Source organism: Methylomonas sp. (genome assembly GCF_023228165.1).
GTDB lineage: Bacteria > Pseudomonadota > Gammaproteobacteria > Methylococcales > Methylomonadaceae > Methylomonas.
Genome location: NZ_JALOBS010000043.1, coordinates 15,260 through 34,600, shown reverse-complemented (window position 1 = coordinate 34,600; position 19,341 = coordinate 15,260). Strand labels below are relative to the sequence as shown.

The window sequence follows — 19,341 nt, the reverse complement described above, 5'->3', positions numbered from 1 at the left end:
ATCCCATCCCGAACTCGGAAGTGAAACCGCTTTGCGCCGATGATAGTGTGGCAGGTTGCCATGTGAAAGTAGGTCATCGCCAAGCTCTTAATATCAAAGCCCATCTCATTAGATGGGCTTTTTTTTGCCCGGAATTTGAGCTATATATAATCCTCCAGCTTGAGAAAATTTCAATTCAAGCTGGAAGAAAAGGCGATAGTAAAAAATCAGTTTTGGGTAGGCACATAGCCTTCAGGTAATTCAAACCCGCCGGCAAATAGAAATTTTTCGCGCTCTGTTTCCAAAATCTTTTTTGCGGCAGGGTCGAAGCTGGCTAAACGGCGCTCGTTAATTATCATGGTTTGCATAGCCAACCATTCCTTCCAGGCCTGTTTGGAAATGTGATCGAAAATACGTTGGCCGTTTGGGCCTGGAAATGGCGGCGCGTCCAGCCCTTCTGCTTCCACGCCTAATTTTACGCATTTAACCATTCTGGTCATAGTGATCCTCTAAATAATGTTGTTGGAGCAGACGCTTGATAGGCGCCGGCAATCCTAATGAATAAACGTCGCTGGGTTTATACCAGACTGCGCAATTGGCTTCCATCACATAGTTTATGGGGTTTTGCAGCTTGGCGAATAACGGAGTGTAATCCAGATGGTAATGGGAGAAACTATGCCGCTGGTTGGGCAACGCGTTTGGTTCGTTCAATTGATAACCCTGTTGCAGGCACCAATCCTGTAACTGTTGATAGTCGGTGAATTCCGGCAGGCTCCACAAGCCTCCCCAGATGCCGGTGGGCGGGCGTCTTTCCAGCAGAATTCGCTCTTGATTGTCCTGCAAAACCAGGAAAAAGAGCTGTTTAACCGGCAGTGTTTTTCGCGGCTTGGGTTCGGGCAATTGATTGATAAGATCAAACTTGTGAGCCTGACAACCGTCGATTACCGGGCAGACCTCGCAGCGAGGCTTGCTTCGGGTGCACAGTGTGGCGCCCAAATCCATCATGGCTTGGGTGTAGTCGCCGCAGCGCGATTGCGGGGTATACTGGTCGCTGATGATCCAGAGCTGTTCCGCGACTCTATTGTCTCCAGGCCAGCCGTGCACGGCATGGAAACGAGTCAGCACCCGTTTGACGTTGCCGTCAAGTATCGGCTGGCTTTGGTCGCAAGCGATGCTGAGTATCGCGCCGGCGGTAGAGCGACCGATGCCGGGCAATGTGCTAAGTTCTTCCACGGTTTGCGGAAACTCACTGTCGTTGTCGGCCACGATTTGCGCGGTTTTATGTAAATTCCGCGCGCGGGCGTAATAACCCAATCCGGCCCAATGCTGTAACACTTCATCCAGTTCGGCTTCTGCCAACGCTTGCACAGTGGGAAAGCGGGTAACGAAGCGATTGAAATAAGCAATCGCGCTGGCGACTTGGGTTTGTTGCAACATTACCTCCGACAACCAGACCCGATAAGGATTGATGTCCTGTTGCCAAGGTAAATCTTTGCGGCCGTGGATGTCGAACCAGGCGAAAAGCTGTTTTTGGAATTGTTCTGGGGGCATAAGGTCAGGCGAAATAGAGAAGAAACAAGTTATACCATCGTTCCCACGCTCCAGCGTGGGAACGCAACCCAGACGCTCCGACGTCGACATTACCGCGTATCGACCTCAATCAAGCCGCCCATTACGGCATAATTCGACGCACTGGAATAGCGCCAGTACTCCGGCAAATTTACATAACCGCGTTTGACCGGATTAGCGTGAATATAATCCAGCTTCTCGCGCATCATCGCGTCGCTAAAGATCAGTTCGGAATGCACGCCTTCCTGCCAGAATTGAAACTCACGATCATGCTTGTGTGCCACCTTGGCAAAGTGCAATCTTTGCAGCAAACGTTCGGCTTTCTGTTGCTGTAGGAAGTCGATAATTTGCCGTGCGGTATAGGCCTTGAAGCTGGCAACGCATTTGTCCAGCTCAGGCGCCTGGGCGATGAAGTGCAAGTGTTTTTCCAGAATTACATAACCATATAGTTTTAAATTCGCTTGTTGTCATTGGTATTGCCTGCTATCCAAAACGATCTGCACGGTTTCCATGCGGGTAAACACCGCCAACCATTCCACGATCGTGCAGGTCATGAAATGGGGTTTATTGGGTTCAGTAATGACATAGCGGCTGCTGCCCATGTTATTCCCTTCTTTAGTTTTTTAAGCTCCATCGTTCCCACGCTCCCGGCGTGGGAATGCATATGCGCCGCTCTGGCGGTGTGTATCTGGACGCTGGAGCGTCCGTCACTGCTGCGTTCCCACGCGGAGCGTGGGAACGATTGGCTTTCTTTATTCCCACTCAATCGTAGCCGGCGGCTTACCCGAAATATCGTAAGTTACACGCGAAATGCCGTTTACTTCGTTGATAATCCGCCGCGAGATCAAGTCCAGGAAGTCGTAAGGCAAGTGCGCCCAGCGCGCGGTCATGAAGTCTATGGTTTCCACGGCGCGGATGGCGATGACGTAATCGTATTTGCGACCGTCGCCCATGACGCCGACAGACTTGACCGGCAGGAATACGGCAAAGGCCTGGCTGACTTTGTGGTACAGGTCGTGACGGTAGAGCTCTTCGATGAAGATGGCATCGGCTTGGCGCAATAAGTCGGCGTACTGTTTTTTGACTTCGCCCAGGATGCGTACGCCCAGGCCGGGGCCGGGGAAGGGGTGACGATGAATCATGTCGGCGGGCAGGCCCAGTTCCAGGCCGAGTTTGCGCACTTCGTCCTTGAACAGTTCGCGTAAGGGTTCGACCAGCTTCAGGGTCATGTTTTTCGGCAGGCCGCCGACGTTGTGGTGCGATTTGATCAAGTGGGCCTTGCCGCTTTTGGCGCCTGCCGATTCGATCACGTCCGGGTAAATGGTGCCTTGAGCCAGCCATTTGGCATCGGTGAGTTTGCCGGCTTCTTCGTCGAAAATATCCACGAACAGGCCTCCGATGATTTTACGCTTGGCTTCAGGATCGTTGACGCCAGCTAATGCTTCCAGGTATCGGGCTTCGGCATCGACACGAACCACTTTGATACCCATGTGTTGGGCAAACATCGCCATGACCTGGTCGCCTTCATGTAGACGTAACAGGCCGGTATCGACGAAAACGCAGGTTAGTTGCTTGCCGATGGCCCGATGCAACAAGGCGGCCACCACGGACGAATCGACGCCGCCTGACAAGCCTAAAATGACTTGGTCGGTTCCGACTTTATCGCGAACGGCATCGATGCTGTCTTCGATAATGTTGCTGGCATTCCACAAGGCCTGGCAGCCGCAAATTTCCAGAACGAAGCGGCTCAAGAGCCGGCCACCTTGTTTGGTATGAGTGACTTCCGGATGGAATTGCAAGGCGTAAAAGCCTCTGTCCTCGTCGGCGATGCCGGCGATCGGCGCACCGTCGGAACTGGCGATCAATTTGAAGCCGGTTGGCAGTTCGACAACCCGGTCGCCATGGCTCATCCAGACATCCAGCAGGCCGTAGCCTTCCGGCGATGCATGATCTTCTATATTCAGCAGCAGCTTGGAATGGCCGCGAGCGCGGATTTGGGCATAACCGAATTCGCGGTGATCGGAGGACTTGACCTTGCCGCCTAATTGCTCGGCCATGGTTTGCATGCCGTAACAGATGCCTAGTACGGGTATGCCGAGTTCGAAAACGATTTGCGGTGCGCGCGGCGTATCGCTGCTGGTGACGGTTTCCGGGCCGCCGGACAGGATAATACCCTTGGCGCCGAAATTTTCGACTTCGTCCGTGGAACTGTCGCAGGAGTATATTTCACAGTAGACGCCAATTTCTCGGATGCGGCGGGCAATCAGTTGCGTGTATTGCGAGCCGAAGTCGAGAATCAGGATTTTGTCGGAATGGATGTTGGCGTGCGGTTGTGTCACGGTCGGGCCTTCGAAGATATGAAAAATTTAACTACCTTATAAATAGTAGCTTGCCGTCTAAAAGCCAGTATTTGGGCGGTGGCTTTCGACGGCATTAGATGCGGTTTCTAGTTTGATTTGTAGGACTGGTAGAGCTGGTCGAGCAAATCCTTATTATTCTCAAAGTTCTTGAGAGCGATTTTTTCCGACAACGCCCTGCTCATGCGGCGAACGAAGCGCGCGTAAGGGGCGGAGGTCAAAAAATGCGCTTGGTTGGTATGGCCTTGCACGATGGCTTGAATGTGCGCGGCATTACCCTTGATCCGCAAGTCTTCAGCGTTAGCGTTATCTGAATCGGATCGGCGGAAAAACATCGTTACATTGCCGCCGTCCGCAGAAAATACATGACTGTGTTCACGCAAGCCGACTTTTTCACCCATTTTGCGCAAGGTATCCAAATTGAAATTGAACAGGTGCGCTTCATGGAAGGTGCTTTTGGGGGCCTGGCAGGTGGCTTCTATACTAGGTACTTCCACTACCAGAGTCCCGTCGGGTTTTAACAACTTGCGTAATGTGCTCAATACAAAGCTTGGGTCCTCTGTGTGTTCGAGGACGTGCCAAATGGTAATCAGGTCGAAATGTTCTGCGGGTAAATTTGCATCCTGAATAAAGCCGATTTGTAGATTTAATCCGTAAGCCGCAGCCGAATATTCCGCGTAGCCTTTGTTAGGTTCGATGCCTTGCAGCTCATGGCCGAGGGATTTCAGCAGGTAGGCAAATTCTCCGCCACCGGTACCGACGTCGAGCACATTTTTCTTGCCGGCCAAAAATTGTTTGATTTTGCCGTGACGGTCCAGCGCAATTTTGCCGGCTCGCAAAATATGTTTGGGTTTGGGGGCGTAGGTGTTTTTGTATTCAACCCGATAATCGTGTTCGTAAAACTGCCGCGGGTCGTGCGGAAACGGGTCGCTCCACACTAATCCGCAGTGATTGCAGATAACGGTGCGCAACGGGCCGCCGTTTCTGCTTTGAGTGGCTAATACCGAAACATCGTGGCTGCCGCATAAATTGCAGGGCATCTTGGATGTTACTGGCTGATCTTGTTGCATGAAATTACTCCACAGTGCAGTCCTAAGGCAGGACATGGATATGCGTTGAGTTTAAACACTCAATTCATATGATAATTCGGCGCTTCCTTGGTGATAGTCACATCGTGTACATGGCTTTCGCGCATGCCGGCACTGGTAACCCGGACAAACTGGGCATTTTCATGCATTTTCTCGATGGTTGCATTGCCGGTGTAGCCCATGCTGGAACGGACGCCGCCCAGTAATTGGTGGATGATGGCCAACACGCTGCCTTTGTAGGGCACCCGGCCTTCGATACCTTCAGGGACTAGTTTTTCCACATTGTCGGTTGCTTCCTGGAAATAGCGGTCGCTGGAACCTTGCTGTTGCGACATTGCACCCAGGGAGCCCATGCCGCGATAGGATTTATAGGAGCGGCCTTGGAATAGTTCCACTTCGCCCGGTGCTTCTTCGGTGCCGGCAAACAAACCGCCCAACATGACCGCATGGGCGCCGGCCGCCAAGGCTTTGGCCACATCGCCGGAATAACGGATGCCGCCATCGGCAATCAGCGGTACGCCGGTACCTTTCAGGGCTGCGGCCACATTGGTGACAGCAGTGATTTGCGGGACGCCAACGCCTGCCACGATGCGGGTGGTGCAGATCGAGCCGGGGCCTATGCCCACTTTGACACCGTCCGCGCCGGCTTCCAGCAAGGCTATGGCAGCTTCCGCAGTGGCGATATTGCCGCCGATAACCTGAACTTGAGGGAAGTTTTGTTTGACCCAGCGGACTCTGTCCAACACGCCTTGAGAATGACCGTGCGCGGTATCGACGATGATCACATCCACGCCGGCGGCGACTAATGCTGCTACTCGCTCCTCGGTGCCTGCTCCGGTACCGACCGCTGCGCCGACCCGCAAACGTTCCTGTTCATCCTTGCAGGCATAGGGATTGTCCTTGGCTTTTTGAATGTCTTTGACGGTGATCAAGCCGCGCAGATGAAAGTCGTCGTTAACCACCAGCACTTTTTCGATGCGATGCTTGTGAAGCAATTCTATGGCTTCTTTATGGCTGGCGGATTCGTTAACGGTAATCAGACGTTCCTTGGGGGTCATCACCGAACGGATTGACTCATCCAGACGGGTCTCGAAACGCAGGTCACGGCTGGTGACGATGCCGACCAGTTCTTCGCCGTCGACTACGGGCACACCGGATATATTTTTGGCGCGGGTCAAATCCATGACTTCACGGACAGTGACACCAGGCGAGACAGTAATCGGATCCTTGATTACGCCGCTTTCGTATTTTTTGACCCGACTGACTTCGGCAGCCTGCTGTTCGGTGGTCATGTTTTTATGGATGATGCCGATACCGCCTTCCTGAGCGATAGCTATTGCCAGTCGAGCTTCGGTGACGGTATCCATTGCCGCGGACACCAAAGGGATATTCAGGGTGATATTTCTGGTTAGCTGGGTTTTCAGTTCGACTTCACGCGGTAATACAGCCGAATGCGCCGGTATCAATAAAACGTCGTCAAACGTAAGCGCTTCCTGAATAATTTTCATGAGTACACCTGTGCTAAGAATTCTAAATAGCAGCGTATTGTACAGCCTAACCGCCGCTCCGACAAAAACACAAATGCTCTAGGTATATGAGGTTAGGGGTTTTTTACCGCCAAGGCATCGATTATGCTTTGAAGTTCCTCGGGCTTGGGTTTGTGCAGATAAATGCCTACCACACCCAACAAGGTAAAAATGTATAAGGTGTTAAAGTCATCGCCCAGTAAAAACATGATTAAACCGAATAAACTCACGATTTCTATCATGCCTTGCGTGACGATGATGGTGATCAGGTAACGCTGTTCAGCGGTCCTTTCGCCCGGCATGGTTTGGTTTAAACGTAGCAGGATGAAGCGCAGCAGATTAGTTAGCGGAAATAGAGCTATAGCAATGACATAAAAAATGGTTCGAATCAGTATGCGTTGCGATTCTTCCAACGGTTGTCGAATTTCCTCCCCCCAAAGGTGGCAGATCAAGTTGTATATCAGCAAAAACAAAAGCATGGCTGCGCAGATCAGCCAATGGGGGGTTAAGGCGTTTGATTTTTCTGCTGATGGATTAGGCATGGGGGCTCTTTAAAGGTTGTTGCGATAGTTTCGCAAAATAACAAGGAATACGATGAAGTCATAGAATCCATGAATCACAATAGGTGTCAACAAATTGCGCTCCCCTCCGTAATCCAGGCTCATCCCTAAGTATAAGCCCATCAACATCGCCAATAGCGCATACAGAGGCGTCACCGCGTGCGCCAAGGCGAAAACGGCATTGCTAACCCATAAACCGGTTGTCATACCCAGCGCATTTTCCAGCCAAGGCTGCAAAGCGCCGCGAAATAGCACTTCTTCAGAAAACCCGGCAATAGCGGCAAGTATCAATAAGTCAGTCCAATGGCAGCGATATAAGCGAGAGCCCAACGTCTCGAGCAACAGCGCCCTAATTTTTGCCAATGCCTTGAGGGGAACCTCCTGCATGGCAAAAAATAACAGCAATAGAGGTAAGGTGAGTAGCAGGCCATGAAGCAGGGCTTGCTCATCTAAAATCAGATCGGCAAAGGGATCAATGTTGACCAGCCAACCTAAGGCAATGGCCAGCAAAGTAAGCGCAGCCTCGAAATAACAGGCCACTTTAAAAAAATTAGAGGCTAATTGGGTAGAGTGTGGCATGAGATAAATTTGAGGTCGGAAAAAAGCCTGCTGAAAATTTTATCGAAAAAACGTTAGAATTGGCAGCGATTAGTCTGTCTGAGGCAATGTAATGTTGTGTTTTATCTATAAAAGCTTAAAAAAAGAAGAACTTTATTTATATGTGGATAAAAAAGACGATTTTTCCGCACTACCGGAAAATTTATTCAATAGCTTTGGGTCATTGCAATTTGTGATGGAATTACAATTGTCCGCGGAGCGAAAATTGGCTAGAGAAGATGTCGGTAAGGTTATCGCCAGTCTTGAAAGTAAGGGGTTTTACGTGCAGATGCCGCCAGTCATGGTGCCTCCGGCATTGAGAGTTGCCAATAATCGGCTGCACTGAAATCGGATGCCATCCAGATAAACCGTGCTACCATAAGCGCGGGAAGAGCGGTTAATTGCTTACTTAATTATTTTGTCAAATCAGGAACGCAATACATGTCAGATAGTCCACAAGCTTACGAAGACGCAAAGTCGAAAGGCATACTCTGGGGTTTTGGCACACTGATCGGCGTAGTTGCAATTATCATGCTGGTGCTAGGGGAATGGTGGAGCCGTGAGCCGCCCCAGTTTAACGTTCAGGATGAAGCCATTGAGCGCATGAACGTTACGCATACGGATCAAATGCCCATAGGCTATGTTTATGCCAACACCTTGGCGCATATCGCCGATGTCATTCTGTTTAAGCCCGGTGGCTATCTGACCAACGACGTCGCGCCTCCCGGTCTGTTTTGCGATAACATCCAAAACTGGGAATACGGTGCGTTGGTTATGTTACGGGATGCGACAACCGCATTGCGTAACCATTTCGCCCGTGACCAGTCGCAATCGGCGGAAGATCCCGATTTGGCCATGGCCGAGCCTTATTTTTACTACGAACATAATTCCTGGGCATTGCCTTCCACCGAAGCCGAGTACGTGAAAGGTGTCGAGGCATTACATAAGTATATGTTGCGTCTGCAAAATCCAACCTCCACTTCCAGAGCGGCTCAGTTTCACTCGCGTGCCGATAACTTATGGCAATACACCGAGGTCGTCATTAAACGGCTGGGCGGACTGTCTACCCGATTGGCGGCTAGTACCGACAAGTTTTCCGGCGCCACTCACGGTGATCCATCGAATCCTGTCGATATCAATATGCCAACCATTGGTAAAACACCCTGGATGGAAATCGATAACGTCTTTTATGAAGCGCGCGGTGCCTGCTGGGCGCTGTTGCATATCTTAAAAGCCATCAAGCATGACTTTTCCGATATTTTGCTGGACAAGCGGGCCATGAATACGCTGGATAACATGATTCAGGCTTTGGAAAATGCTTTGACCCCAACCTTGAGCCCTGTGGTTCTTAACGGCGACGGTTTCGGTCTGTTTGCCAACTACTCGTTGGCCATGGCCAACTATATTGCCCGTGCCAATGCAGCCGCGCTGGACTTACGGGACGTCATGAATAGAGGTTAATGCGGTGCAGGAGCAAATCAACGAAAATCTAAAACGAATCAGCACTTGGAAACGTATTATTTTTATGCTGATTTATGCCGTCATTGACAGCATGGTCAAGCTGTTGTTGTGGTTGGTGGTGTTGCTGCAAGTAGGTTCGGTATTGATAACAGGTGCCACAAATCCCAATATTTTGGGTTTTGGCCGCAGTCTGTCAACCTATCACTACCATATCCTGTTGTTTTTGACTTTCAATACCGAACAGTTGCCGTTTCCTTTTTCCGATTGGAATCTGACAGCCGAGCTGGAGTCATCCAACAGGCTCTAAGTCATGCAAGACTCGCCGCGCAAAATTATCCATATCGATATGGATGCGTTTTATGCCGCGGTAGAGCAACGAGACAACCCCGCCTATCGAAACAAACCCGTCATAGTGGGCGGAAAGCCCGATTCGCGCGGCGTGGTTGCCACCTGCAGTTACGAGGCGCGAGTGTTCGGTATACATTCCGCCATGCCCTCATCGCAAGCCGTCAGGCTTTGCCCGCAAGCCATTTTCATTAAACCCCGTTTTGATGCCTACCGGGAAGCATCCGAAAATATCCGCAGTATTTTCAACCAATATTGCGATTGTGTTGAGCCACTGTCTTTAGACGAAGCTTATCTGGATGTCAGCAATAGCGTTTATTTTCAAGGTTCGGCGACCTTGCTGGCCCAGCAAATCAAACAAGAGATCCGTAGCCAGACTCGGTTAGTTGCCTCGGCCGGCATTTCCTATAACAAATTTTTGGCAAAACTCGCTTCGGATTTAGACAAGCCGGATGGGCTGCATGTCATAACTCCGGGGCAGGCTCGGCAAGTCATAGCTAATTTGCCGATAGGCAAGTTTCACGGCATAGGTCCCGCCACAGAGAAAAAAATGCACGAATTAGGCATTCAAAATGGGGGCGACTTAAAGCAAATACCGCTAGCGCGGCTTCAACAACATTTCGGCAAAGCTGCCCGGCATTATTACGATATTGCGCGTGGGATAGATCACCGACTTGTAAATGCTCGTCGTGAGCGAAAATCCATAGGTGTTGAAACCACCTTTGCAGAGGATATTGGTGATTCGCGAATCATAATGCATCAGCTGCGGTTATTATTGGGCCAGGCGTTGACTAAGTTGTCGGAAAAAAGGCTGATTGCTCATACCTTGACCGTCAAAATTAAATATCAGGATTTTGTGCAAATAACCCGCAGCCGAACCCTGTCTGAAGCGATTGCGAACACTCCCGAAGCTACGTTTCTACTGCTAGAGCTATTGAAAAATACGGCAATTGGCGAGAAGAAGGTGCGGTTATTGGGTGTGAGTTTGTCTTCTTTGCAAGAACCCGAACATATGGATCAACACCAGCAAATGGATTTATTCAGCCTGTTGTAATGTATGTTTAGTCTTCAGCCAACTTCGTTAGCGATTGACGCCATGCAAGGCAAATTAATCGAATCCGTCTATAATTGCCCTCACTAGTTCTTTGATGTTAGTAAATGATGATTGCGTTTTTTCGCCCTAAACTGATTTTTCCCATCGCTTTATTGGCGGGCTTGCTGTCCGGTTGCGCCGGTACCGATAAAGCTCCGTTGAATCTAGCCGTTCCGGAAAGCGGGAACACCCGGGCGGCATTAGACGCGTTGCAATTACAAGGACATCCTTATGTTTATGGCGGCAAATCCCCTCAGGAAGGCTTCGATTGCAGTGGTCTGGTGGTGTACGTCTATGATCAACAAGGCTTAAAATTGCCGCGCACCACTCAGTTGTTAGTGAGGCAATTGCCGGGGGTGCGGCCCGAGCTGCGGCAGCCAGGTGATTTATTGTTCTTCAATACCGAGAAGCCTTATTCACATGTCGGCATTTATGTCGGTAACGACAACTTTGTACATGCGCCCAGCGCCCGGACCGGGCGGGTGATGGTTTCCAGTTTGCGTAACCCATACTGGCGGGAACGTTTTATGGCTGTGCGGCGCCCTCGGCATCCGCTCGGTTTGTCGCTGAATGCTATCGATGAAACCAGCTGTCGGTTGAATTGATGGCTTGTGCCCCATCGGCAGTATGTCGCATCGTAACGGTAAGAAGAGCTAGTGGGCCGGGTATCAGGCCTAGCGGATTCCAGCGTTAAGCTAGCTCCGCGCTACCCTTCCCCCTTGCGTTATCAAGTCCTTAACGATCATCCGAAACGAAATGTCTGTGTCAGACAGGAATACTTTACAAACTATCGCCGACCTCACGATTGTAAAATGGCCATTTTTTGACGTGTAAATACTTTCTGATCGGGGTTTTGATGACAGATACGCACAAGGCAATCGAGAACAGGCACCATACCGCGCAATATTCGTTAGGATCGTCGGTGGTAATATCGGAAATCCAGGGCCCGATCAAATAATGAAAGCCAACGAAGCGCCAGGAACCATACATTAAGGGTAGATAAAACGCCGCCAGGATATAAGAGAACGCATGCAAGCCCCAGTTAAAGCCGAACAGCCATTCAACCGGTTGCGACATTAAACCGTTCAGCGGCATTTGCCAGGCGATATGCCATGCGCCGGAAATCGAACATGTCTGCGCCCCGCAAAAGCCTTCCACGCCAGGCACGCATTCGCCGGCCCAGGCAAACGGATACATCTTGATCAACATCGCCAAGGAACTGATGGAGCATAAGGCATAAACCGTGGTACGTATTTTCAGCTTGACGCTCTCCGGAATGAAGTACATCGCCACCATATTCACAAAAAACGGCTGAAAGGCAATGTGTAGGTAGCCGAGCAAGGTCAACACTTGATTGCTGGGATTGCCGCAAAGGTCTATATAAACATAGGTTACAGCCTGCAATAACTCCATCAAGGCAAAGTACGTCAATGGAATCCATAGTTCTTTGGATTCCCCCTTATATGCCACATACACTGCGGTTGTTAAACCCGCGGCGGCTAAAACGCCGGACGCCTCTCCACTCCAACACATTGCAATACCCTCAGTAATTTTTATGATTATCGGTGTAGGCCTAGCCCACAAAAGCGCGGAATTATCCCATAAAAAGCCGGGGCTTTGGCTTTGTTTTCCACGGCTTAATATAAATCGGCTGGATCGACATCCAGCGACCATCGGACATTGCCGGCTTGCCTGAGTTTGGAAATTTGTGGGATGGCCTGATCCAGTAATTGATGCAAATCTTTGCGCTGCGGGCTTTGTAACAACAATTGGAATCTAAATTGTCCTGCCCTGCGTGCCATGGGCGCCGCAACCGGACCCAAAACTTGGATTTTGCTTGTATTCAAGGCGCGAAGTACCGTGACAGCGTCCTGTAAAAATTGTTGTGGCGTATGGGCGTTATCGGCATGCACTCGAAGCAAGGCCTGATAGCTAAAAGGGGGTAAGCCGGCTTGCCGGCGTTCCTGCAGAGCAATTTTCGCAAAAGCCTGATAGCCCTGCTCGATCAAGGTCGTCAATAAAGGATGTTCCGGCTGCCGAGTCTGCAGCACGACTCGGCCGCGTTTGTCCGCCCGACCCGCGCGTCCTGCAACTTGCACGATCATTTGCGCCAGTTTTTCGCCGGCGTGAAAGTCGACACTGAACAGGCCGCTATCGATATCCAGTATTGCCACCAAGGTCACCTCGGGAAAATGATGGCCCTTGGCTAGCATTTGTGTGCCGAGAATAATATCGGCATGGCCGCTATGGATTTGTTGCAGATAACCTTCCAACGCACCCTTGCGTTGGGTTGTGTCTTTATCCAAGCGGATGATGGCGTTATTGGGAAACAGCTCCGCCAGCGTCTGTTCGATGCGCTCGGTACCCAGGCCCAGCGGTTGTAGTTCACCGGTTCTGCAGGCCGGGCAACTCGTGGGTAACGGTTGTTCGCTGCCGCAGTGGTGGCAGCGTAAAAGGCGCTCGGCAGCATGTATCACCATATTGGCATCGCAACTGTCGCATCGGGATACCCAGCCGCAGCCGTGGCAAATCTGTACAGGTGCGAAGCCGCGCCGGTTTAGAAATAGCAACACCTGATGCTCCTGGGCCAGAGTGGATCGGATAGCGGTAATCAACGCTTCCGACAAACCGGCTTGCATGGGTTTGTTACGAATATCCAGTAATTGAAAAACCGGATCCACGGCATTTCCGGCACGGATAGACAGTTGCAGTAACTGATAACGACGCTGGGCGACATTAAATAGGCTTTCAAAGGAAGGTGTCGCCGAGCCAAGTAAGACCGGAATATTTAATATTTTTGCGCGAGCGATGGCGACATCGCGGGCCGAAAAACGAAACCCTTCCTGTTGCTTGAAAGAGCTGTCATGCTCCTCGTCAAGAATGATTAATCCCGGACTTTTAAGCGGAGTGAATAGGGCGGAACGGGTGCCGAGCATGATGGCGGCTTGGGCCTGCTGCATACTCAACCAGGCGTGCAGGCGTTGGTTATCGTTGAGTTTGGAATGAAAGCAGACGATGGGCGCGGAAAAACGTTGCCGAAACCGTTGTTCCAATTGCGGCGTCAAGGTTATTTCGGGTAGTAAAACTAATACCTGCAGGCCACGCAATAATGCTTCCGAGATGATCTGCATATACACCTCGGTTTTGCCGCTACCGGTCACGCCTTGCAATAAAAATACGGAAAATTGCCCTAAACCGGATACAACGGCATTGATGGCATGCTGTTGCTCCGGGTTGGCTGTTAAACCAGTTGCTCGCTCGCTCCAGACCCGGCTCTTGTGTTGATTAGGCTCTTTGTGAACAAGACCCTTGTCCTGTAAGGCTTTTAATGTGGTGTTATGCTGGGCTAATTCGGCCGCTGCAATGGGCATTGATCCGGCCTGAAATAATCTCAGCAAAGCCTGTTGTTTAGGCGCGCGTTTCAAATCCGTTGCTACGGTTTTGCGACCTTGCTCGGTCAGTCGGTAGCAATAGTCGACTTGCAAAATCGCGGGTTTACCCCGGCGAAGCGTCGCTGGAAATGCACTGGCCATCACTTCTCCCGCTGGATGGTGGTAATAGCGGCTGGCCCATTTCAGCAGTTGCAAATCCTTGGCGGATAATAGCGGTTCGGAATCGATAATCTTTTCGACCCGTTTCAATTTTTTGGGGTCAATCCGACTATCGGTAAGGTCGACGATTTGTAATACAACCCCGGTTTTTGTACCTTTGCCGAAGGGTACCAGTACCCGCGTGCCAGGTTGAATGCTTTGTGTGTCAGATAGCTCCGGCATTAGATAGTCAAACAAACGCTGTAACGGAACAGGGATGGCAACTTGCACAATCAGCATTTGGGGGGAGTTGCAGTTAGCCATGTTTGGTGATGTTATTTTGATGTTACAACCCTAAGTGATTGCGGAGATTAAGGAATTAGAGTTACCCACAAAAGTTGTGGATAACTCTGTGGATTACGTTGGCTTAAGTGAGCTTAGTATCGGTTTTTGTTACGGATTTGTTAACTTGATTAATTTTAGGCCACAAAAACTAGTTATATAATTTCAATGACTTAGGCTTTTAATTGAGCTGTGTTAAATGCCTGAGCTGAAAGAAAATGTTAGAAATTGCTATCGCCCCAAATTTGTGCATAACAGTTTTGGCCAGGCTTCGAATCGATACTGATTTACCGGAAAATCTGCTCTGGTGCTCGGTTATCAGCAAGTTTTCAGGTTTGGGATTCATCTGCTTTTGATTGAAGCCAGATGGTTAACAGGCTGAAAGCCGCCAATATTAAAAACGCAATTAATGTCCAGCCCGGGATGGTTAATCCTAGAAATATACCTTCAATTTGCGAGCATTCGCCGGTGCCGGTCAGCATTAGCTTGATAGTTTCTGTTAAAGGGAAATGTTGAAACACATATTCCAATCCCGGGCTGCATTCCGGGACTTGGTCCGGGGGTAAATGTTGCAGCCAGACATGCCGTGCCGAAATGCTGGCGCCGATCAGCGCGGACACGGCGGCACTTATAGCATAAGCTTTGTAGGCCTTATTGTGTAAAGCGGCCAATAAAAAGATGATGCCGGTGGCCAGAATTGCCAAGCGCTGGGAGATGCAAAGCGGGCAGGGTTCCAATTCTTCTGCGAATTGCATGTAGGCACCGGTTGCCAGCAACGAACAGCAGCCAATAAAACCCAATAAAAACCAAAGTCGCGGACTAAATTTTGCAAAGTTCATCGTTCATGTCTTTTTTAAATGCTCTTATTTCCCGTGAGGGCCCCAAAATAACTAAAATATCGCCGGAGTTGAGTCTTCTGTCGTCTTCTTCGGCGACGAAATGCATTTGATCGCTAATTTGCTTGTTAATAATACCAATTAAGATCAGATTGTAATGCGTATTCAGTTCCAGCTGGCTGACAAATATATCGCGTAAAAAGCTGGTCTCCGACACTACGACTTCCGCGATATGCAAGTCGTTGCGGCCAAAAACGGTGTGGTCGAAAAGATCGTTAATTTCCGGTCTTTTTAGCATGTCGTGAATCTTGCGGCCGCATATTTGATACGGATCGATAATTTTATTGGCCCCGGCTGCAATCAGTTTTTCCGCTGCGTCCGGGCTGTCTATGATAGCGATAATTTGCAATTCCTTATCCAATGCGCGAGCTGATAGGGTTAAGAATACATTTTCGGAATCATCTTCGAAGCAACAAAGTAACGTGTTGACCGAGCTACCAATTCCAATGGTTTTTAAATCCTCGTCGTTGCGAAAATCCAGGGTAGACGCGCTAAAACCGTTATCGCAGGCGAGGTCTACTTGGGCAGGGTTGTGGTCGAAGACCCGAATTTGATGGGCATCCGTGTCTATCCGGCTAATGGCTTCGAAAGACAGCCGGTTGTAACCGAATACCGCAATCTCTTTCATGTGGCCACCTTGGTACGTAAGCGTTGTTGTTCCATCTGGTTTCGAAAGTGGCTAATGCCGTATTTTCGCCCCAAAATCACTAGAATATCGCCGTGCCGCAATATAAAATTCGGCTCCGGATTGAAGTAAAAATGTTGCTGTTTTACCCGGTATTTATTTTTATGCTTTAAATGGATGGGGTTGGCGCTTATTACGCCTAATAAACTCAGCTTTCTTTGCTGCAGATCCAATAGACCGATTTGTAGATTATCCAACGGTGATTTTTCCGTGACCGGTACCGTTTCCATCACAATATCGCTTTGTTCTTGCAGTATGCCGGAAATGGCTTCGAAGGCTACCGGCTGACCCATAAATTCCGCCGCCAACAAACCTGCCACCTCAAAAGGTAATATGACATTATCGGCCCCGGCTTGATAGAGTTTATTCTGGTTTTCATGCCGGTTTGCCCTGGAAATAATATGGATATCCTTATTTAGATGTCGGCCGGTTAAAGTAATGTAAACGTTGACTACATCATCTCCGGTAATACATAAAATAGCGGTGGCTCCACGATTAATGCCAGCATTTAGCAATACATCGTTGCGAGATGCATCGTTATGAATGGCTAAGTATTTTAATTTTCTGGCAATATTAATATTGTTAAGATCTTTGTCGATAACGATAAAGTTTTGTTTATCTTTGGACAATTGCTTAGCGATTTCCTGACCTACCCGGCCAAAACCGCAGATGATAATAAATTTATGATAGCGTTCCAGGTCGGTGGATATTTTATTCTCGCGTAATTCCGGCATTTTCTCATTAAAAGCCGAAATCAATATGGAGGTAAAAAATGCCAAGATGCCAACGCTGGTAAAAATAAGAATCATGGCCACTATCCGGCCGCTCAATGTGTGCGGGGTTATATCGCCATAACCCACCGAAGCTAGGGTTACGATTGCCCAATAAAATGCTTCGAATAAATTATGAATATCGCTACCCGCTTCCGGATACTCAAAGATATACATGGAAACGCTGGCGATCAGCAGAAAAAAACCGGTGAACATCAATAAAGTCAGCAGCTCAAAACGTTTGCTGGCCAGGACCTCGGCATAAAGTTTTATGCTATTGGAATACCGGAATAGTTTGAACAGTCTGAATATCAGGAAAATCCTTAAAATTCTTAACGGCCGGTAGCTGGGTAATATGGCCAGAATATCTATAATGGCATAGGGTGACAATACATATGTTATCTTTTTTGCCAGCGCTAGCTTGAATGCTTTTCTTATGTTGAATTGAATTTTTAGATAGAGGGATTTTTCATATTGTGCCAATATGATTTCATGTGTGTCAGAATAAACCCATAAGCGCAAAATGTATTCAACAATAAAGATGATTAAAATTACAGATTCGATAATGTTTCCGAGAAATGAAAACTCGTGTCCTGCATAGTAAAACTGTAAAAAAATACTTAAAAATATCAGGCCTATCATTAGTAAATCGAAATAAGATTTCGATTTGCTATTCTCGTTTTCCAATAAATTCCAAAAATAATATTTTATTTTTTTATAGTGTTGCGAAGATTTTATGTGATAACAAAAATAAACAATGAACCGGCTTAACATATACTTATTTTTTAAATTCAATGACTTTGTTAAGCGGACTTAAGTTAATTTCGTCTACCGCACAATTCGGGTTAGCATTTAGGATGTAATTGACTGCATCGGCGACATCATCTGCCTGCAAAGCCTGCTCCGGTTGTTGGCCAGGATTGAACTGCAGCGTTTCAAAAAATGCCGTATTCACCATGCCCGGATTCACCAAGGATACGCGTACGCCGCTTTTGCCGCACTCATCACGCAAGGCCTGAGTAAAGCCGCGCAAGGCGAATTTGCTGGCGCAATAAATGCTGCCGTTGCGGCTGCCTTTCAATGCAGCTTCCGAGCCGATATAAATCAGATTACAGTGCGGTTTTTGTTTGAGCTTAGCCAGCAAGGCCTTGGTCATATACACCTGTCCGGTAAAGTTGACCGTCATTAAGCGCTCAATTTGTTGAAAAGAAAACTGTTCAAGATGGCCGAACCGGCCGTAACCGGCGGCAAAAACAACCGCATCGAGTTGCGGAAAGTCGTTTTGCAGGCGTCTGCAGAATGGTTCAATCTCATCAAGGTTTGCCAAATCCAGCTTTATCGGGGTGAAGAGGGGATGCTCGACAGCGAATCGTCTGCTGTCCCGGCTCATACCCAATACTGAGTGGCCCTGGTTTAATAACAGTTTAGCAATGGCTCGACCTATGCCGGAGCTGGCTCCGGTGACCAGTATGGTGCGTGTTACGGATGGCACGGAAAAAAACGCTCCCGTGGGATGTATTGCAGCAGCATCTCGCTGCAGTCTTTCATCATGGCCTGCTCCAGTGCGGATTTGTATGACACCATGCCGGAACTGCTTTGCAGAGGGCTGGCAAATAAGCGTTCTTCGGGATAGAGTTTATGCATTTTCTTAAAAAAGTGCTCCGGCAAACGAAATACGCCCAAGCTAGCCGAATGCAATGCATCGGCATCGATTGCCGAGAACACTTGCCTAAACAAATGCCGATATTGATCTTGGTAATTATGTTGATAAATCAAAGGATCGAATCGCAAGCCGATCCGCCAGCCCTGTTTTTGCAATTTGGCCGCGGCTTCAATGCGTTTTGCCAGTGACGGTGCTTTGGCTTCCACTTTATTGGCGATGGGATCAGGTGACAAACTAAACGCCACCACGCAGCGCGGTAAAACCGGTCGATTTAACAAACCGCGAATTTGCGTGCTTTTGGTGCGCAGTTCCAGCCAAGCATTTGGTAATTCGGCAAACACCGGTAAAAATGCTTGGGCAAAACCGGTGACAGGCTCGAATGCCAAACTATCGCAATCGTAACCGGAAAAAAAGTAAATCGCTTCTTCGGGCGATTCCTGGCAAATATCCCGGATTTGCTGCTGAAAGTCCTCGTAATTGACAAAGAGTACATAATTGGCCGATTGATACATGCCTTGTAAAAAACAATAGCGGCAATCGTATAGGCAGTTGAGCATGTGAGAGAAATAATAATTGCGCTGCCCGCCAATCCCATACCCGGCCGGGGCCGGCAGAACAAATTTTTGGTGTTTGCGGGCCATAATTAAGGCCGGTTTTTGTTTTTGCAGGCGAAAATTTTGCGCATTGGGGTTGAATACTTCCCCGTAACGTTCGCAATTAATCACTCGCGCTTCTGGAAAGCGCTGCCGAATAGCGGTAATGCGCGGATGTTCAGCTATTGCGGATTCAATATATAGCGTGTCTATCATCTGGGGTAAGGCCGAACAATTTATAAGCCGGTTATTATAAATGACGATAGGTCGTGCCGTCCGTTACTGAT

19 protein-coding genes, 1 rRNA gene and 1 pseudogene are annotated in these 19,341 nt (G+C 49.0%); 6 read left to right on the top strand and 15 right to left on the bottom strand.

Annotated features, from left to right (window positions below):
* Positions 1 to 85 (top strand): 5S ribosomal RNA (gene rrf / locus M0R33_RS21880); the annotation flags it as partial.
* A 121-nt stretch (positions 86 to 206) separates the two neighbouring features.
* Here the strand turns inward: rrf and M0R33_RS21875 are convergent.
* The 8 genes and pseudogenes from M0R33_RS21875 to M0R33_RS21840 form a co-directional block, all read right to left on the bottom strand.
* The gene (locus M0R33_RS21875) at positions 207 to 479 is read right to left on the bottom strand and encodes an oxidative damage protection protein (RefSeq protein WP_292574091.1); all 273 of its coding nucleotides are present in this window, start codon (positions 477 to 479) and stop codon (positions 207 to 209) included.
* On the bottom strand, positions 463 to 1,530 hold the full coding sequence (gene mutY / locus M0R33_RS21870) for an A/G-specific adenine glycosylase (protein WP_292574090.1): 1,068 nt from the start codon (positions 1,528 to 1,530) through the stop codon (positions 463 to 465). Before mutY ends, M0R33_RS21875 begins: the two co-directional genes overlap by 17 nt.
* Before the next feature lie 89 nt (positions 1,531 to 1,619).
* Positions 1,620 to 2,150 (bottom strand): annotated as a pseudogene (locus M0R33_RS21865) (transposase).
* A gap of 150 nt (positions 2,151 to 2,300) precedes the next feature.
* Positions 2,301 to 3,887 carry a glutamine-hydrolyzing GMP synthase gene (guaA, locus tag M0R33_RS21860; protein ID WP_292574089.1) on the bottom strand — a complete coding sequence of 529 codons (1,587 nt, stop codon included), beginning with the start codon at positions 3,885 to 3,887 and terminating at the stop codon, positions 2,301 to 2,303.
* A 107-nt stretch (positions 3,888 to 3,994) separates the two neighbouring features.
* The gene (locus M0R33_RS21855) at positions 3,995 to 4,975 is read right to left on the bottom strand and encodes a class I SAM-dependent methyltransferase (RefSeq protein ID WP_292574088.1); all 981 of its coding nucleotides are present in this window, start codon (positions 4,973 to 4,975) and stop codon (positions 3,995 to 3,997) included.
* A gap of 59 nt (positions 4,976 to 5,034) precedes the next feature.
* Complete coding sequence (gene guaB / locus M0R33_RS21850) at positions 5,035 to 6,501, bottom strand: IMP dehydrogenase (protein ID WP_292574087.1); 1,467 nt, start codon at positions 6,499 to 6,501, stop codon at positions 5,035 to 5,037.
* Positions 6,502 to 6,593: 92 nt separating this feature from the next.
* Positions 6,594 to 7,061, bottom strand: coding sequence for a hypothetical protein (locus M0R33_RS21845; protein ID WP_292574086.1), 468 nt, complete (start codon positions 7,059 to 7,061; stop codon positions 6,594 to 6,596).
* 9 nt (positions 7,062 to 7,070) lie between these two features.
* Positions 7,071 to 7,658: a CPBP family intramembrane glutamic endopeptidase gene (locus M0R33_RS21840; RefSeq protein ID WP_292574085.1), complete on the bottom strand. Its 588-nt coding sequence runs from the start codon at positions 7,656 to 7,658 to the stop codon at positions 7,071 to 7,073.
* Between the two features lie 91 nt (positions 7,659 to 7,749).
* Here M0R33_RS21840 and M0R33_RS21835 point away from each other — a divergent pair, with 91 nt between their 5' ends.
* From M0R33_RS21835 to M0R33_RS21815, 5 genes are all read left to right on the top strand, one after another.
* Positions 7,750 to 8,022 carry a YcgL domain-containing protein gene (locus tag M0R33_RS21835; RefSeq protein ID WP_292574084.1) on the top strand — a complete coding sequence of 91 codons (273 nt, stop codon included), beginning with the start codon at positions 7,750 to 7,752 and terminating at the stop codon, positions 8,020 to 8,022.
* Between the two features lie 95 nt (positions 8,023 to 8,117).
* Positions 8,118 to 9,137 carry a DUF2333 family protein gene (locus M0R33_RS21830; protein ID WP_292574083.1) on the top strand — a complete coding sequence of 340 codons (1,020 nt, stop codon included), beginning with the start codon at positions 8,118 to 8,120 and terminating at the stop codon, positions 9,135 to 9,137.
* 4 nt (positions 9,138 to 9,141) lie between these two features.
* On the top strand, positions 9,142 to 9,444 hold the full coding sequence (locus M0R33_RS21825) for a DUF4389 domain-containing protein (RefSeq protein ID WP_292574082.1): 303 nt from the start codon (positions 9,142 to 9,144) through the stop codon (positions 9,442 to 9,444).
* A 3-nt stretch (positions 9,445 to 9,447) separates the two neighbouring features.
* Positions 9,448 to 10,536: a DNA polymerase IV gene (dinB, locus tag M0R33_RS21820; RefSeq protein WP_292574081.1), complete on the top strand. Its 1,089-nt coding sequence runs from the start codon at positions 9,448 to 9,450 to the stop codon at positions 10,534 to 10,536.
* Between the two features lie 104 nt (positions 10,537 to 10,640).
* A complete protein-coding gene (locus M0R33_RS21815) occupies positions 10,641 to 11,180 on the top strand; it encodes a C40 family peptidase (protein WP_292574080.1) in 540 nt (179 codons plus the stop codon).
* 175 nt (positions 11,181 to 11,355) lie between these two features.
* Here the strand turns inward: M0R33_RS21815 and M0R33_RS21810 are convergent, their stop codons facing one another.
* From M0R33_RS21810 to M0R33_RS21780, 7 genes are all read right to left on the bottom strand, one after another.
* On the bottom strand, positions 11,356 to 12,108 hold the full coding sequence (locus M0R33_RS21810; protein ID WP_292574079.1) for a DUF5765 domain-containing protein: 753 nt from the start codon (positions 12,106 to 12,108) through the stop codon (positions 11,356 to 11,358).
* 104 nt (positions 12,109 to 12,212) lie between these two features.
* Positions 12,213 to 14,429, bottom strand: coding sequence for a primosomal protein N' (locus tag M0R33_RS21805; protein ID WP_292574078.1), 2,217 nt, complete (start codon positions 14,427 to 14,429; stop codon positions 12,213 to 12,215).
* 347 nt (positions 14,430 to 14,776) lie between these two features.
* The gene (locus tag M0R33_RS21800) at positions 14,777 to 15,286 is read right to left on the bottom strand and encodes a disulfide bond formation protein B (RefSeq protein ID WP_292574077.1); all 510 of its coding nucleotides are present in this window, start codon (positions 15,284 to 15,286) and stop codon (positions 14,777 to 14,779) included.
* Positions 15,267 to 15,971 (bottom strand): NAD-binding protein, encoded by a 705-nt coding sequence (locus M0R33_RS21795; RefSeq protein ID WP_292574076.1) that lies wholly within the window; start codon positions 15,969 to 15,971, stop codon positions 15,267 to 15,269. Before M0R33_RS21795 ends, M0R33_RS21800 begins: the two co-directional genes overlap by 20 nt.
* Positions 15,968 to 17,572, bottom strand: coding sequence for a potassium channel protein (locus M0R33_RS21790; protein WP_292574075.1), 1,605 nt, complete (start codon positions 17,570 to 17,572; stop codon positions 15,968 to 15,970). The genes M0R33_RS21795 and M0R33_RS21790 overlap by 4 nt, the downstream gene beginning before the upstream one ends.
* Before the next feature lie 4 nt (positions 17,573 to 17,576).
* Entirely contained in the window at positions 17,577 to 18,290 is a 714-nt protein-coding gene (locus M0R33_RS21785) for an SDR family oxidoreductase (protein ID WP_292574074.1), read from the bottom strand.
* A complete protein-coding gene (locus M0R33_RS21780; RefSeq protein ID WP_292574073.1) occupies positions 18,278 to 19,270 on the bottom strand; it encodes a spore photoproduct lyase family protein in 993 nt (330 codons plus the stop codon). The genes M0R33_RS21785 and M0R33_RS21780 overlap by 13 nt, the downstream gene beginning before the upstream one ends.
* Between the last annotated feature and the right edge of the window lie 71 nt (positions 19,271 to 19,341).